General features: G+C 71.4%; 18 protein-coding genes and 1 pseudogene. 11 read left to right on the top strand and 8 right to left on the bottom strand.

The features are described 5' to 3' along the window. The 5 genes from ABT369_RS52590 to ABT369_RS52570 form a co-directional block, all read left to right on the top strand. A partial coding sequence (locus ABT369_RS52590) for a hypothetical protein (protein WP_350625316.1) occupies positions 1–674 on the top strand: 674 nt, incomplete at its 5' end. After that, positions 631–933: a transposase gene (locus ABT369_RS52585; protein WP_502891939.1), complete on the top strand. Its 303-nt coding sequence runs from the start codon at positions 631–633 to the stop codon at positions 931–933. The genes ABT369_RS52590 and ABT369_RS52585, both read left to right, overlap by 44 nt. After that, the gene (locus ABT369_RS52580) at positions 930–1,823 is read left to right on the top strand and encodes an IS3 family transposase (protein WP_350625310.1); all 894 of its coding nucleotides are present in this window, start codon (positions 930–932) and stop codon (positions 1,821–1,823) included. Before ABT369_RS52585 ends, ABT369_RS52580 begins: the two co-directional genes overlap by 4 nt. Positions 1,824–1,965: 142 nt before the next feature. After that, a complete protein-coding gene (locus ABT369_RS52575) occupies positions 1,966–2,277 on the top strand; it encodes a hypothetical protein (protein ID WP_350625308.1) in 312 nt (103 codons plus the stop codon). A 504-nt stretch (positions 2,278–2,781) separates the two neighbouring features. Next, positions 2,782–2,919: a hypothetical protein gene (locus ABT369_RS52570; protein WP_350625306.1), complete on the top strand. Its 138-nt coding sequence runs from the start codon at positions 2,782–2,784 to the stop codon at positions 2,917–2,919. Positions 2,920–2,996: 77 nt separating this feature from the next. Here ABT369_RS52570 and ABT369_RS52565 read toward each other — a convergent pair whose 3' ends face one another. Together ABT369_RS52565 and ABT369_RS52560 are read right to left on the bottom strand one after the other, a co-directional pair. After that, the gene (locus tag ABT369_RS52565; RefSeq protein ID WP_350625304.1) at positions 2,997–3,254 is read right to left on the bottom strand and encodes a hypothetical protein; all 258 of its coding nucleotides are present in this window, start codon (positions 3,252–3,254) and stop codon (positions 2,997–2,999) included. A gap of 182 nt (positions 3,255–3,436) precedes the next feature. Next, positions 3,437–3,922 (bottom strand): zinc-binding dehydrogenase, encoded by a 486-nt coding sequence (locus tag ABT369_RS52560; protein WP_350625314.1) that lies wholly within the window; start codon positions 3,920–3,922, stop codon positions 3,437–3,439. A 56-nt stretch (positions 3,923–3,978) separates the two neighbouring features. Here ABT369_RS52560 and ABT369_RS52555 point away from each other — a divergent pair. Both ABT369_RS52555 and ABT369_RS52550 read left to right on the top strand, forming a co-directional pair. Beyond that, positions 3,979–4,029, top strand: a pseudogene (locus tag ABT369_RS52555) (hypothetical protein); the annotation flags it as partial. A 54-nt stretch (positions 4,030–4,083) separates the two neighbouring features. Further along, positions 4,084–4,425: an SbtR family transcriptional regulator gene (locus ABT369_RS52550; protein ID WP_350625302.1), complete on the top strand. Its 342-nt coding sequence runs from the start codon at positions 4,084–4,086 to the stop codon at positions 4,423–4,425. Positions 4,426–4,450: 25 nt separating this feature from the next. On the opposite strand, the gene ABT369_RS52545 is transcribed toward ABT369_RS52550, so the two are convergent. From ABT369_RS52545 to ABT369_RS52530, 4 genes are all read right to left on the bottom strand, one after another. After that, complete coding sequence (locus ABT369_RS52545) at positions 4,451–5,413, bottom strand: fibronectin type III domain-containing protein (RefSeq protein WP_350625300.1); 963 nt, start codon at positions 5,411–5,413, stop codon at positions 4,451–4,453. A 189-nt stretch (positions 5,414–5,602) separates the two neighbouring features. After that, positions 5,603–6,190, bottom strand: coding sequence for a hypothetical protein (locus tag ABT369_RS52540; RefSeq protein ID WP_350625298.1), 588 nt, complete (start codon positions 6,188–6,190; stop codon positions 5,603–5,605). Between the two features lie 159 nt (positions 6,191–6,349). After that, positions 6,350–7,393 (bottom strand): hypothetical protein, encoded by a 1,044-nt coding sequence (locus tag ABT369_RS52535; RefSeq protein ID WP_350625296.1) that lies wholly within the window; start codon positions 7,391–7,393, stop codon positions 6,350–6,352. Next, on the bottom strand, positions 7,390–7,920 hold the full coding sequence (locus tag ABT369_RS52530; protein ID WP_350625294.1) for an RNA polymerase sigma factor: 531 nt from the start codon (positions 7,918–7,920) through the stop codon (positions 7,390–7,392). Before ABT369_RS52530 ends, ABT369_RS52535 begins: the two co-directional genes overlap by 4 nt. A gap of 61 nt (positions 7,921–7,981) precedes the next feature. Between ABT369_RS52530 and ABT369_RS52525 the strand changes: the two genes are divergently transcribed. After that, the gene (locus ABT369_RS52525) at positions 7,982–8,287 is read left to right on the top strand and encodes a hypothetical protein (RefSeq protein WP_350625292.1); all 306 of its coding nucleotides are present in this window, start codon (positions 7,982–7,984) and stop codon (positions 8,285–8,287) included. A 234-nt stretch (positions 8,288–8,521) separates the two neighbouring features. On the opposite strand, the gene ABT369_RS52520 is transcribed toward ABT369_RS52525, so the two are convergent. Then, positions 8,522–8,986, bottom strand: a complete 465-nt coding sequence (locus ABT369_RS52520; RefSeq protein WP_350625290.1) for a DIP1984 family protein — start codon at positions 8,984–8,986, stop codon at positions 8,522–8,524. A 106-nt stretch (positions 8,987–9,092) separates the two neighbouring features. Here ABT369_RS52520 and ABT369_RS52515 point away from each other — a divergent pair, with 106 nt between their 5' ends. Next, positions 9,093–9,545 carry a pyridoxamine 5'-phosphate oxidase family protein gene (locus ABT369_RS52515; protein ID WP_350625288.1) on the top strand — a complete coding sequence of 151 codons (453 nt, stop codon included), beginning with the start codon at positions 9,093–9,095 and terminating at the stop codon, positions 9,543–9,545. Between the two features lie 3 nt (positions 9,546–9,548). On the opposite strand, the gene ABT369_RS52510 is transcribed toward ABT369_RS52515, so the two are convergent. Next, complete coding sequence (locus tag ABT369_RS52510; RefSeq protein WP_350625286.1) at positions 9,549–10,109, bottom strand: TIGR03086 family metal-binding protein; 561 nt, start codon at positions 10,107–10,109, stop codon at positions 9,549–9,551. Positions 10,110–10,207: 98 nt separating this feature from the next. Between ABT369_RS52510 and ABT369_RS52505 the strand changes: the two genes are divergently transcribed. Next, entirely contained in the window at positions 10,208–10,780 is a 573-nt protein-coding gene (locus ABT369_RS52505; RefSeq protein WP_350625284.1) for a TetR/AcrR family transcriptional regulator, read from the top strand. Positions 10,781–10,957: 177 nt separating this feature from the next. Further along, positions 10,958–14,059: an ExeM/NucH family extracellular endonuclease gene (locus ABT369_RS52500; RefSeq protein ID WP_350625282.1), complete on the top strand. Its 3,102-nt coding sequence runs from the start codon at positions 10,958–10,960 to the stop codon at positions 14,057–14,059. The last annotated feature ends 13 nt before the right edge of the window (positions 14,060–14,072 follow it).

The raw sequence follows: 14,072 nt of genomic DNA, 5'->3' as shown, positions 1-14,072 counted from the left end.
CCCTCACGGAACTCCGGATCGAACCGACGCCTCGTCTCAGCCATGAACCTCTATCCCTCAAGTTCTGGCCTCCACGTTACGAGGGGAACCTCAGGCGTCTGTCGGGGCAGCGTCAGGCGGTGACCCAACGATGTGCCCGGGGCATCGACCAGATGTTGGGCCAACAGCCCCCCGACGGCATGGCGAATGCTGCAGGACCGGAGCCATTCGTAGGTGCGAACACCGCCAGTCGGGCGCGGGAGTCATCCGCCATGACAGCACCGTCACACCGCACCCCGGACAACGCAGCACAGCGGCGCCGGACCACACTCCGCCGCGATGACGCGATCGTCACCGCAGGCTACGTCCCGACCACCATCTGGCGACTGGACCGCGACGACTCAACCGCAGCGATTACCCCGGACAACCGCTTCGCGTCACGGCTCACGAGCCGGCTCATCCGCGTCTACACCGACCACGGCGACACGATCGTGGACCTCACCCACGACCCGCACGTCGAGCACGCTGGCATCCACGTATCCCGGCCATGCCTGGCCAGCGCTGACGCGCGCTGGGCCTGCCCCGTTTTGACGGACATCCGAGATCAGGGGACCTGGGGTCTCCGGGAGGATGTCCGACATCATGGAGAGCATGGGGAAGAAGCGATCGAGGCCGCGGCGGGCGTTCACGCCTGAGTTCAAGGCCGAGATCGTCGAGTTGTGTCAGCGCGGGGACCGCACGGTCGGGCAGGTCGCGAAGGATTTCGATCTGACCGAGACCGCGGTTCGGCAGTGGGTCAAACAGGCCGAGGTTGATGCTGGCGTCCGGTCGGACGGGCTGACCTCGGATGAGCGGGCGGAGTTGGCCCGGTTGCGGCAGGAGAACCGGCGGCTGCAGCAGGACGTCGACATTTTGAAGCGGGCGACGGCTTTCTTCGCGCGGGAGACCCGGTGAACGTGTATCCGTTCATCGAGGCGGAGCAGGCCGGCAAGCACAGCGTCAAACGCGCGTGTGAGCTGCTGCAGGTCTCCCGGTCCGCCTACTACACCCGCAACGCTGTCAGCTCCCGCGAGCGGGTCGATGAGGACCTCACCGCGAAGATCCTCGAGGTGCATACGGCGTCCAACGGCACCTACGGGGCGCCACGGATCCACGCCGAGCTCGCCGCTACCGGACTGCGGCACGGACGCAAACGCATCGCCCGCCGGATGCGCGCGGCCGGGATCCGGGGCAAGAGCCCACGCCGCTGGCAGGTCACCACGATCCCGGACCCGAACGCGGGCGAACGCCCGGACCTCATCCGGCGGGACTTCACCGTCGACCCGACAGCGATCGACACCCGCTGGTGCGGCGACATCACCTACATCAACACGTGGGAAGGCTGGCTGTATCTGGCCACCGTCATCGACCTGGCCTCCCGCCGGGTCGTGGGCTGGGCCGTCGCCGAGCATCTCAAGACCGACCTGGTCGACGCCGCTCTGACCGACGCGCTGCGCCGCCGCCGGCCCGCCGACGGGCTGATCTTTCACTCCGACCGCGGCTGTCAATACGTCAGCGCTCAGCACGCCCGCCTCGCCCGCCGCCACGGGGTCCGGCTTTCGGTCGGCCGGCGCGGCCAATGCTGGGACAACGCGGTCGCCGAGTCGTTCTTCGCCACCATCAAGACCGAACTCATCCACCGCCAGACCTGGCCCACCCGCCACGCCGCCAAACAGGCGATATTCGAGTACATCGAGGGCTGGTACAACACCCGCCGCCGGCACTCCAGCCTCGACTACCAAAGCCCCGCCGCCTACGAAAACCGCACCAACGTTCGGCCAATCGCCGCCCTCAAGGTAGCTTGAGGATCAACACATCGACCCTGTCCGTCGAATCGGGTCAGGTCCACGCTCACACAGCACCCTCGACGCCGCCTCCGCCCCGGTCGGTCTGATCCTGCTGCGCTGGCCGCTCCTACACGCCGCCGCGGCCGCGGACATTGCCGAGGTGTTCGCCCTGTGCCGCCTGATGATGACGGCCAGCACGTCCACCATCGTGGCCTTGGGTCCGGCAACAGCGGGCCAGCCCGAAGGCACGCTCGCCGAGCACATCGGAGCGCTCCTGCCCGCCGCCCAGGCCGCAGGCCTGCAACACGTGCTACACATTGTCGCGCTCGCCAGCACCGGCGCCGGCGACGAATTCCTGTACTACGCCACGGACACTGAAATCGATGCAGCCCGGCGGAGCCAGACCGAAGATGCCGCTGTGCCGGCCTACCACGCAGAACTGCTGGTGTTCAGACACAGATGCGGGCGGTGACGTCCCGCCGCACAGCAGCTGGGGTCTGCTGACCAACGTGACGGAGGGCGGCAACGCCGGGAGCACGGTCCACGCCGCGGCCGGACCTGGCTGCGGCACCGGTCGGCGCGTCGGCTGGACCGCGCGCATCGTCGAGCGCGTGGTCAGGCGGTTGCGTCGAGGTCGGACATGTCCAGCACGAAACGGTTCCCTGACCTACTTCTGCAACGGCACCACGCCCACGACGTACCACGTCGGCCCGATCTTCACCCGGGCAGGAGCGGCTACACCTGGTACCCGTTCACCGCCGACTGCGGCTGACCCCACCGCGCCGAGCCGCCCCGCGCGCCGGTAGATCCGCGCCCGTCGCGCTCGGCCGGCCACCCCTGTTACGCCGGCCCGCGAAGGGGAGGATGAGGAACCGCGCGAGCCTGGACACCAGGCGTCGGTGGGTCGGCAGCGCCGGAGTGCGACGCAGCGCGTGGCCGGTCGTGCCGGCTCCGGAGACGGTATCGCTCGGCGCGGGTGTATGCCGCTGGGCTGGCTGTCGGCTACTGGGCGGCGATCGCGCAAGGTCCCGGCATGCCGGTCTCACTGTTCCAGCTCGCCGACGGCCGGGTCGCCGCCGTCAGCGGCGCGACACCGGGGCTGCGCCGGCCCTGACCCCGGTCACGCCGACAGCGCCGGCGGTGCCGGCGGTGCCGGCGCTGTCGGTTCGGGTCAGATGTCGGTCGGGAGCGTCAGGCAGCCGCGCTGGCGAGCGCGGGCGCGAACGCGCGGGCGCACAGGGCCCGCGCCCACTGGATCCGGCCGAGGGCGACATCGGAGTGGTCGCCGAACACTTCAGCGGCCCGGGCGTAGCACTCGTCCGGCCCGAGCTGCTCGAGCGTGCGATCAACTGTTTCGCGGACCATGGTGTCGTCCAGGTCGCTGGTCTTCGAGGCGTCGGAGACGAACAGAGCCATGCTCAGCACCGGGTCGACCTGGCGAGTAGTCATGGTAATCACCTGCTCAAGCGGGGGGCGGAAGGTCTACGTCCACACTCGCTCGAACGGTGTTACGGGACGTCGACGCCAGCGGGACTCTCCGGCTGCGGGTTTCCGCACCCGGGCATACCGGCTGTCCCCCATCGCCTCGCCCTCACCGGGTGGTGCGGTTGCGCGCATCGTCGAGCGCGTGGTCAGGCGGTTGCGTCGAGGTCGGACATGTCCAGCACGAAGCGGTAATGCACATCGCCTGCGGCAAGTCGGTCCAGGGCCGTCTCGACAGCGCTGGAGGGAAGGATCTCGACATCGGCGGTGATGGCGTGTTCGGCGCAGAACTCGAGCACCTCGATGGTCTGCCGCAGGCCGCCGGTGCCCGAGGAGGTGATCTTCTTGCGGCCGGCGCCGAGCTCCCACAGTTTCGGCCCGCCGAGCAGGGGGTTGCCGAGCACGCACAAGGTCCCGTCGAGGTCGAGCATGCCGATCAGCGGCGAGAGGTCGTGGTCGGCGGAGATGGTGTCGAGGATGAAGTCGAAGCTGCCCCGCGCGGCGGCGACCTGGGCGTCGTCCGTCGTGACGAGCAGCCCTGTCGCTCCGAGGTCCTTGGCGTCCTGCTCCTTGTACGCGCTGCGGCTCAGGACCGTGACCTCCGCGCCCAGCGCGGAGGCGAGCTTGACGGCCAGGTGGCCCAGCCCGCCAAGACCGGCATTGGCGACACGGGTGCCCCGGCCGACGACCGCTGCGCGCAGCGGCGTGCGCGGGCCTGGGCGTCGGCACGATCTACCGGCGGTTCGCGAGCAAAGACGCGCTGCTCGACGCCATTGCGCAACTGTTCATCGAGGAGATGGACCAAGCCGCCGGGGCCGCCCTCGCGGATCCCGACCCCGGCGCCGGACTCGAGCGGTTCCTCGATTTCGCCGGAGCCTTCACCGCCGAGAACCGGCGCTATGCCGCCGCCCTGACCGACCGGGTCACCGGCGACGACGTCAGGGCGCAGACAGCGGACAAGGTCCGGCAGCTCACGCGGAAGGCGGTCGACGCGGGAAGCCTCGCGCCCGGCGTGACCGGAGACGACATCAAGGCACTCATCGTCGCGCTCCGCGGAGTCGTCGCCGCCTCGCCCGACGGAGACGACACCGCCTGGCGGCGCTTCGTCCGCATCCACCTCACCGGACTCCGTGCATGAAGACCGGGGCGTCGCGGCTGGGAGCTCACCGGCAGGCGATGCCGTTGACGCTGAAGTTGCTGGGTGGCGTGTACGGCGTGACGGTGTAGAGGCCGACGCTCACCACCGCGACGCCGCCGGCCGGGGCGATCGTCGTGAGTCCGGGCAGCGGGGTGAGGGTGGCGGCCGTCCCCACCCGGGTCGCGGTGGCGTTGTAGGCGCCGGTGATGCTGATCGTCAGTGGCAGGGTGAACTGGACCGACCAGGAGGTCACCGGGTCCGGCGTCGTGTTCTGCACCAGGACGGTCACCGCGATCGTGGGAAGCGAGGTGCTGATCGCGACCTGGCAGGTGAGGGAGCCCGGCGTCGTCACGGTGGCGGCGGTGGAGCGCGCGGACTGGTTGTTGCGGGCGTCGACGGCGATCACGGCGAAGGTGTAGGCCGTTGCCGGGGTCTGTCCGCTGAAGGCGTAGGTGCGCGACCCGGGCGCGACCGTGGCGACCGTGGCCCAGGTCGTGCCGAACAGCCGCTGGAGCTGGTAGCCGGTGACCTGGACGTTGTCGGTCGCGGCCGCCCACGAGACCGTGAAAGAGGTGGGCGTGACCGCGCTGAACGTGGGTGCCGCCGGGGTGCTGGGCGGCTGGGTGTCCGGCCCGGGCAGGGTCGTGAAGGTGACCGGTGCCGACGGCTCGCTGTTGGCGAGATCCAGGCCCGGCTTCGGGACGGAGTAGACCCGGAACGTGTAGGTGACGCCCGGGGTCAGTCCGGTCAGCGCGAGCGCACCGGTCAGGTTGCGGCGGTACTCGGACCACTGGCCGCCGGCGAGCACCTCGGCGACGTCGTAGGCGGCCGCGCCGTTGCGGTTCCACCACAGGTCGGCGCCGGTGTCGGAGACGTGGACGGCTTCCAGTTGCGAGGGCGCTGTCACCGGTGTGTCCGCGTGGGCCGGTGCGGGGGCGAGCGTCAGGGCGATGACGACGGCGACGGAGACGGCCAGGAAACGTTTCACGGCGGCACCCTTCGGAGTACCCGGCGGAAATTCCATCGTCAGACACCCATAGGCTCATGTCTATCCAGCGGTAGGCGACCGTGTGGTCCGCAGCGTGAGCCGAACCGTCCGCCGCGTAAATTTCACATGGCCGGCTTCGGGGTGGCGACCTGTCGACGCCGCGTCTGGATCGCCCGGGGCGTCGGCGCGTCAGGAGACGAACAGGGCGGTCTCGTCGACGGCGAACGACGTCTGCAGCGAGCTGTCCTCGGTGCCGGTGAACCGGACGGTGACCGTCTGCCCGGCGAACGCGGCCAGGTTGAAGGTCTTCTGGGCGTAGCCGGCGGCCTTGTTCAGGTTGCTGTAGGTCGCCAGCGTGGTCGTGTTGACCTGTACGGTCAGCTTGTCGTAGGCGTTGACGGTGGTCAGCTCATACGTGTCGATGTGCAGCCAGAAGCTCAGCGTGGCGACGGAGCACCCGGCCGGCAGGGTCACGGTCTGGCTGAGGGTGTCGGTGTGCACGGTGCCCCAGCCGTCCAGGAACGCGTTGTAGTTGCCCGAGAGGGCCGGCTCCTGGGCCCACTGCCCGATCACCCCGGCGCCGCCGGTCCAGGCAACAGTGCCGAGCTCGAAGCCGGGGTTGGCCAGCTTCTGCCCGGGGCTGGCGCAGCTGCCGGCGCGCGACGCCGGGCTGAACGCCGACGCGGCCGGGCCGCCACCGAACACGGCCGCCAGGCACACCGCCGCGGCCGCCGCGGCGACGCCGGACCACCGGCGGCCTCGCTGAGGCATGGACATTGCCCTGCTCCTCCCTGTGAAGATCGATCGTAGAGCGTCGATATCTGAGGGAGAGGGTACGGCCGGCCGGGGAAGTCCGACAGATGCCGGATGTTGCGCGGGGCGCACCTTGACGCTGGGTGGCGTCCCGGCAATGACGCCGTCGAACCTCACCACGGATCAGCGCTGCACGATTTCGTACGCGTACAGCCGCTGATCGTCGACCCGCACACTTCCCGGCGACGGCCGCGTGTCCCGCACGCCCGGTGACGATGACGGGCCGTAGCCGCCCCGCGTCAGGTGGGCCCAGCCGGTGACGTGCGCCGTGCGCGGGTCGAACAGCACCATCGCCAGGCTCTGGCCGGTCGGCAGGCCGGCGCCGATCATGCGCTGCCCACCGACCGTCACCTCCTGCAGCACGAGCGTGTCGATCCGGTCGAGCAGCCTCAGCAGCGCGACGCGCACTCCGCTCGGGAGCAGGGGATCGACCCGCAGGAGCAGGGACGTGCAGGTGCTCCACAGGGCGTCCGCGGACTCGCCGGAACCGAGCTGCTCCAGCAGCGCCGACGGATCCGGCGACAGCGCCGCCAGCCATTCGGGCGTGGGGTGGACCACGCCCGGCCCGGCCTCGGCGAAGTTCCGCCGTTCGAGCTCGGTCTCGTCCTCGCCCTTCGGCCCCGGCCCGGCCGGTCGCCCGTCGAACAGGTCGCGGACCGGGATCATGCCCTGCACCTCGTACCAGGTGTCGCGCACCTGCGGGACGAGTTCGGGGCTGCCGCCGCCGGACGGCACCAGCATGGTCATGCGCACGTGGAGCTGGTCCCGGCCGCCGGCCGCGAGCGGCGTGGTCTCGCCGGCCGCGCGCACCAGGTCGTCCCAGCCGGCCCGCGGGTCGATCGTGGCGCCCAGCTCCAGGGTGCCCGACGGCGCCGGGGCGAGGCCGGGCCCCTGTGGCTCGCCGCGGTTCAGGGCCACGCCGACGCCCGCGAGCACCGCGAGCGCGACGACGGCCGCGGCGACCGGCGCGAGCCAGGCCCGGCGGAGGGTGCGTGGGGCGACGACGGCCGCGGCGACTGGCGTGAGCCAGGCCCGGCGGCGAGTGCGCGGGGCGTCACCGTGCAGGACCCGGTACCGCAGCCGGGTCAGCTCTTCGAACGTTGTGGCCGTGCGCGGCGAGGCGAGCGCGCGCACCGCGTTCAGGTCGGACCGGTCGTCGGTGCTCACAGCTCCTCCTCGGAGTTCGCGGCGGCCAGGGCGGCGCGCAGCTTCGTCCGCGCGCGGAACAGCGCCGACTGCACGGACCCGAGCGGGATGCCGAGCGTGCGCGCGATGGTGTCGTAGTCGAGGTCGGCCAGGGCGTACAGGAGCAGGACGTCGCGCTGGCGGGCCGGGAGCCGGGCGAGCACCGCGGCCATCTCCCGGCTCACCGCCGAGGCGTGCGCGCGGTCGACGGCGCGGTCGGCAACGTCCGGTACCAATGGATCGCGACCGGTCCGGGCGAGCATCCGCAGCGCGCGGGTCTCGGTGCGGCGGTGCCGGCGCAGCAGGTTCGACGCGATGCCGTAGAGCCACGCCCGCACCGGCCCGTCGAGCAGCTTGTCGCGGCGCTGGAACGCGATGAGGAACGTCTCGGCGACGATGTCCTCGGCCAGAGTGCCCCCGACCCGGCCCGCGCAGTAGTGCCGCAGCTCGGCGCCGTACCGGTCGAAGAGGTCCGCCACGTCGGGCGGCCCCTCCCGCGGGTCGGCCATGTAGTGCAACATACCGATGACTGCCCGCACCCCCGGCCCGTGTTCCCGCGAGAATGGGGCCGTGACCGAACCACTGACCGTCTCGCTCGACGAGCTGCGCAGGGCCGTGAGCACGCTGCTGGCCGCGATCGAGCACCGGCACGGCGAAACCGTCGAGCTCGATGCCGGCTTCTACTGGACGGTCGGGCCGTGGGCGGCGTACGAGTTCTCCCGGGAACCCGAGCCGACCATGGGCGACCTGCGCGACGACGTCGAGTCGATGCGCGAGATGCTCGGCCGGGAGGAGACCGTGGTCTGGCACGACCTCGCGCACGTGGTCGGCATCCTCACGCGCCTCGCCGCGCTCGACCTTCCCGGCGCAGCCTGAAGCCGCCCGGCCGTCGGCTGTGAGGCGCGGAGTGCCCCTTGCCCGCCCTCGCCGTCGTGGATCCGCACCTGGTTGTGTGCCGTGCTCCGTGCACCGTCACGTGTGTGCCGTGCTGGGCGTGCGTTGTCGGTGGGGGAGTCGAACCCCCGCGCCTGCCCTTGGCGCACCAGCGTGGGTCGGAAACCGCCGGCCCTCGGTGGTGCGCGCCTCCACGTCGGCTACCTGCTCCGCGCCTCAGTCCAGCAGGTCGGCCTCCCAGTTCGTGCGCTGGATGAGCGTGTCGACCTCGCGCAGCCGGCGGGCCAGGTCGTCGGCCTCGCGCCGCAGGTCGGCGACCGGGAGCGCCACGATCATCTTGAGTTCGGAGCGGAGCTGGCGATGGCCGCGCTGGGCGTCGCCGGCGGCCGCCTGGGCCGCGCCGGTCACGACGGCGTGGCGCATCCGCAGCACGTCCCGGCGCGCGAGCGCGTCGGTCAGCGTGCCGCCCTCGACCTCGACGGTGGCGTTCGTACGGTTGATGCGCCGGATGAGCCCCTCGAGCTCCCCGAGCGTCTCGCCGGCGTCGGCCAGCAGCGCCGCGGCGTCCTCGACGGGCGGCTCGCCCTCCTGGTAGCGGGCGCTGGCGGCGATCCGGGCCCGCAGCTGTTCGACCCGGCGCACCGCGGCCGCGCGCAGCGCGAGAGCCTCGGCAAGCTTCATGACCGACAGTATCGCCGAGCGCTCCCGCGTTCGCGCGCGATTTGCGCGTGGCCGCCGGGCGTCCACAATGCACCGCCGACGGCGCCGAGGTGGAATCATGGGGCGCATGACGGCATGGCAGGACGTCGAGCGCGCCGAGCCCGAGTTCGCCCGGCGGGTCCGCGCCCTGTTCGACGCGCACCGGCACAAGACGATCGCCACGATCCGCGCCGGCGGGGGCCCGCGCATCAGCGGCATCGAGGCGCAGTTCGAGGCGGGCGAGCTCGTGTTCGGCTCCATGACCGGCGCGCGCAAGGGCGTCGACCTGCGCCGTGAGCCGCGCTTCGCGCTGCACAGCGCGACCGTCGACCCGGTCGAGGGCGCCGAGGCCCAGTGGCCGGGCGAGGCCAAGATCGCCGGCCGGGCGGTGCTCACGAGCACCGGCGAGCAGCCCGACGGCGACCGCTTCCACGCCGACATCACCGAGGTCGTGCACACCCACCTGAACCCGGAGGCGACGCTGCTGGTCGTCGAGTGGTGGACCCCGTCCGGGGGCCTGCGCCGCGCCGAGCGCGAGTAGCCGTCAGGCCACTTCCCGGCCGAGGAAGGCCAGCAGGCGCTCGTGCGCGGGGGCGTCCTCGGGGCAGGGCAGCTCGGCGCCGAACATGCCCGGCCGGCGGAACGCCTCCATGCCCATCTCGCGCATCGTGGCCAGCAGGTACGCGCACTGCTCGGCGTCGAGGCGGTCGGTGCGGCCCGTGGACACGGCCAGGTCGGCGCCGTGCACCACGAGCTCGGTGAGGTGGATGAGGGCGGCCATCTGTGCCGGCATCGCGCCGAAGCCCAGGCGCACCGTCCCGCTCAGCGCGTCCGGGCGCCGCCACGCCTCGCCGTCCAGGGTGGCCGCCGCGGCGTAGGCGGCCGCCGGTTCGTGGCCGAGCCAGTCGGACTCGTGCTCGCCGCCCGCGTCCGTGCCGGACAGCTCCGCGGCGAAGACGCGCATGCCGCCGACCAGGTGGTTGAGCTCGTCGCGCAGCGTCCAGCCGGGGCAGAGCGACGGGGCGTCCAGGGCCGGGCCCAGATCCGACACGACGGTGCCGGTCGTGGCGATGGCGGCTTCGATGCGGTCGACGATCGTGGTCATCGGGCTCTTCTCCTCGGTTAACGCAGTCGGGCACTGCGTTAAGAACATACGAGCACTGGCCGTACTAACGCAACCGTGAGCTGCGTTAAGCTCGCCGCGTGGGCGAAGACGAGAAGGCCCGGCGCACCGGGGGGCGCAGCGCGCGGGTCCGGGCCGCGGTGCACCAGGCCGTCGCCGAGCTGGTCGCGGAGCGCGGGCACGGCGCGTTCACGGTCGGCGACGTCGCGGCGCGGGCGGGCGTGGCCGACACCAGCATCTACCGGCGCTGGGGCGACCTCGACGCGCTCGTCGCCGACGTCGCCATCACGCGGCTCACCGCGGACTCGCCGATGCCGGACACCGGCACCCTGCGCGGGGACCTGCGCGCCTACGCCGAGGGGGTCGCCCGCGACGTGAGCGGGCCCGCGGGCCTCGCGGTGCTGCGGCTGGTCGTGGCGTTGTCCACCACCAACGTCCAGGCGCGAGACGAGTTCGTGGCCGGGCGCGGGCGGCAGTTCGAGGAGATGCTCCAGCGGGCCCGCGACCGCGGCGAGGCGGCCCCCGAGGCCATCGACGTCGTCGACCACATCCTGGCCCCGCTGTACGTCCGCGCGCTCTTCGGCATCGGCGCGCTCACGCCCGAGGCCGCCGGGGAACTGGCCGACCGTCTTGTCGACCAGTCACAAATCTGACCCCGCCCAAGACCCCTACACCCCGCCCTACCATCGGGTTCGGCCTCGTCGATCTGCCTTAGGGTTTACACGCCGTTCAGCCTTCGTCTGCCGACCGTCGCATCAGGACATTTAACGTCCCGGGGTCGGCCTTCGGGCCGGCGGAAACAAGAAACCGACCACTGGAGGTCCGGGTCTATGTCCCGTGTGCTCGTCCGGCGGGTCTCCGTCGCATTATCCCTGTCCATGGCCGGGTTGGCGTTACCTGCGCTCGCCGAGCCCGCGTCCGCCAACCCGGCGGGCACGGGCCTGGTGATCAGTGAGGCCTACGTCAACGGCGGCTCGTCGGGTGCGAGCTATCTGAACAAGTTCATCGAGTTGTTCAACCCGACCGCGAGCCCGATCGCGCTGAGTGGGAGCACGCTGCAGTACCGGGCGCCCACCAGCACCGTCGTGCCCAGCGGTTCCCAGGTGTTCGCGCTGTCCGGGACGGTGGCCGCGCACGGTCACTTCCTGATTCAGCTGCCCAGCAACGGGGCGAGCACCAACCCGGGGGAGCCGCTGCCAGCGGCGGACCTCAACACCGGCACCAGCGTCAACCCGGGCGCCGGGGGCGGCACGCTCTACCTCGCCGCCAGTGCCTCGGGTGTCCTGCCGACCGACAGCTCGGTCATCGACAAGATCGGCTGGGGTACCAGCAACTCCCCCGAGGGGTCCGTGACGTCCGGAAACTCGCTGGTGCTGAGCTACCAGCGGGACACGGCCGGCGCTGACACCGACAACAACGCCGCCGACTTCCACACGGCGACGCCGGAGCCGCAGAACGCGGCCTCGGACGGGGGCACGAGCCCGCTCGCGGTGACGAACCCCGGCGCGCAGAGCGCCATCACCGGCACCGCGATCACGCCGCTGAACCTGGCGGCGACGGGGGGCACGACGCCGTACAGCTGGACGGCGACGGGCCTGCCCGCAGGGCTCTCGATCTCGTCGGCAGGGGTCGTCACCGGCACGCCCAGCGCGGCCGGCTCGTCGTCGGTTTCGGTCACCGCGACCGACGCCGCCGGCGCGAGCGCCTCGGCGACGTTCACCTTCACGGTGAACGCCGCGACCGAGGTGCTGGCGATCGCCGCGATCCAGGGCACGAACACGGACACGTCACCGTACGCGGGCCGGTTCGTGACCACCGAAGGCGTTGTGACGGCGGTCTACACGACCGGCGGCTTCAACGGCTTCTTCCTGCAGACCGGGGGCAGCGGCGGCACCGAGGCGGCGGACACGACGCCCGGGGCCTCCGACGCGGTCTTCGTGTTCGGGTCGATCTCGGCCGGGCAGGTGAGCATCGGCGACAGCGTGCGGGTCAGCGGTACCGTCCAGGAGTTCCAGGGCGAGACCGAGATCTCCTCGCCGTCGGTGACCAAGCTCGCCACGCCGCTGCCGGCGGTCGTGCCCGCAACGCTGCCGTGGTCGAGCCTGACCACGGACGCGCAGAAGGAGGCGCACGAGGGTGAGCTGATCGCGCCGCAGGGCACGTTCACCGTGTCGGACAACTACGACGCGAACTGGTACGGCTCCTTCACCCTCGTCGCCGGGGACGCCCCGCTGCGGCAGCCCACCGACGTGGGCAAGCCGGGCAGCCCCGAGGCGCAGGCCGTGGTGGCGGACAACGCCGCCCGGAAGATCACCCTCGATGACGGTGCCAGCGTCAACTACAGCACCGGCTCGAACACCGGCACTGCGCTGCCGTGGCTGACGCCGACCAACCCGGTCAGCGTCGGCTCGAAGGTCACGTTCCACCAGTCGGTGATTCTGGAGTACCGCTTCTCGCTCTGGAACTTCCAGCCGACGAGCCAGGTCACCGACGACGGCCACGCGGTCGCGACCTTCAGTGACACCCGCACGGCCAACGCGCAGCCCGCCAACGTCGGCGGCAACCTGCGCCTGGCCACGTTCAACGTGCAGAACTACTTCCCGTTGACGGGGGAGCAGTACGTTGCGGCGGGGATGGGCACCTGCACGTGGTACGTCGACCGGGCCGAGACGCGCGTCAGCGTGAAGTCGTGCACCGGTCCGGGCAACAGCGCCGGCCCGCGCGGGGCCGCGAACGACGCCAGCTTCCAGCGGCAGCAGGCGAAGATCGTGACCGGCATCAACCGGCTCGGCGCGAGCATCGTGTCGCTCGAAGAGGTCGAGAACTCGGCGAAGTTCGGCAAGAGCCGCGACGCGGCCCTCGCCCAGCTCGTCGACGCGCTCAACGCGGCGGCCGGCGCGAACGTGTGGGCCTACGTGCCCTCGCCGAGCGCCGACAAGCTGCCGGCCCTCGCCGAGGAGGACGTGATCCGTTCGGCGTTCATCTACAAGCCGGCGGACGTGGCGCTGGTCGGCGACTCGGCGATCCTGCTGACGTCGTCGGCTCCGGGCCAGCCGTTCTCGATCGCGCGGGAGCCGCTCGCGCAGGGCTTCAAGAAGGCGGGCGCCCAGGACGCGGACGCGTTCCTGGTCGTCACGAACCACTGGAAGTCCAAGGGCTCCGGCACCCCGATGTACGACGGCGACGCCCAGGACACGTCGTCTCCCGCGAAGGACCAGGGTTCGTTCAACGCGACCCGCGTCCGGGAGGCGCAGGACACCGTGGCGTTCGCCTCGCAGCAGGCGTCGGTGATCGGCACGAACCGGGTGTTCCTGGTGGGCGACCTCAACTCGTACACCCAGGAAGACCCGATGCAGGTGCTCTACCAGGCCGGGTACACCGACCTGGGCTCCACCCTGGACCCGTCGGAGGCCACCTACGCCTTCGACGGACTGCAGGGGTCGCTGGACCACGTGCTGGCCAACCCGGGCGCTCGCGCCCTCGTGACCGGCGCCGACGTCTGGCAGATCAACGCGCAGGAGGCGATCGCATTCGCCTACAGCCGGTACAACTACAACGCCACGCTGCTGTTCAACGGCGCCGACCCGTTCACGGCTTCGGACCACGACCCGGTCGTCGTCGGGCTCAACGCCCCGGTGACGCCGCCCGTGCCGGCCTGGAACGCGTCGAAGGTCTACAACAACGGCGACACGGTGTCGTACAACGGCTCCGTGTGGACGGCGCTGTGGTGGACGCAGAACCAGAAGCCGGGCGACCCCTACGGCCCGTGGCAGCAGATGGCCACGACGCCGGACGGGACCGCCCTGTGGACGCCTTCGCGCGTCTTCAACACTGGGGACGTCGTCGTGTACCAGGGCAAGCAGTACGTCGCCAAGTGGTGGACGCGCAACCAGACCCCGGGTGACCCCTGGGGCCCCTGGAAGCTCGTGTAGTTGATAGTCGGGG

This window comes from Dactylosporangium sp. NPDC000244, from assembly GCF_040300725.1.
Lineage (GTDB): Bacteria > Actinomycetota > Actinomycetes > Mycobacteriales > Micromonosporaceae > Dactylosporangium.
The sequence above is the reverse complement of the archived record's forward strand: the minus strand, read 5'-3'. Positions and strand labels throughout refer to the sequence as shown.

What these genes read in the sequence shown, in the direction of transcription:
- ABT369_RS52585 (WP_502891939.1), top strand. Translation starts at nt 631, where the DNA reads ATGGGGAAGAAGCGATCGAGGCCGCGGCGGGCGTTCACGCCTGAGTTC.
- ABT369_RS52565 (WP_350625304.1), bottom strand. Translation starts at nt 3,254, where the DNA reads ATGACTACTCGCCAGGTCGACCCGGTGCTGAGCATGGCTCTGTTCGTC.
- ABT369_RS52550 (WP_350625302.1), top strand. Translation starts at nt 4,084, where the DNA reads ATGGACCAAGCCGCCGGGGCCGCCCTCGCGGATCCCGACCCCGGCGCC.
- ABT369_RS52540 (WP_350625298.1), bottom strand. Translation starts at nt 6,190, where the DNA reads ATGTCCATGCCTCAGCGAGGCCGCCGGTGGTCCGGCGTCGCCGCGGCG.
- ABT369_RS52530 (WP_350625294.1), bottom strand. Translation starts at nt 7,920, where the DNA reads ATGGCCGACCCGCGGGAGGGGCCGCCCGACGTGGCGGACCTCTTCGAC.
- ABT369_RS52520 (WP_350625290.1), bottom strand. Translation starts at nt 8,986, where the DNA reads ATGAAGCTTGCCGAGGCTCTCGCGCTGCGCGCGGCCGCGGTGCGCCGG.
- ABT369_RS52515 (WP_350625288.1), top strand. Translation starts at nt 9,093, where the DNA reads ATGACGGCATGGCAGGACGTCGAGCGCGCCGAGCCCGAGTTCGCCCGG.
- ABT369_RS52510 (WP_350625286.1), bottom strand. Translation starts at nt 10,109, where the DNA reads ATGACCACGATCGTCGACCGCATCGAAGCCGCCATCGCCACGACCGGC.
- ABT369_RS52500 (WP_350625282.1), top strand. Translation starts at nt 10,958, where the DNA reads ATGTCCCGTGTGCTCGTCCGGCGGGTCTCCGTCGCATTATCCCTGTCC.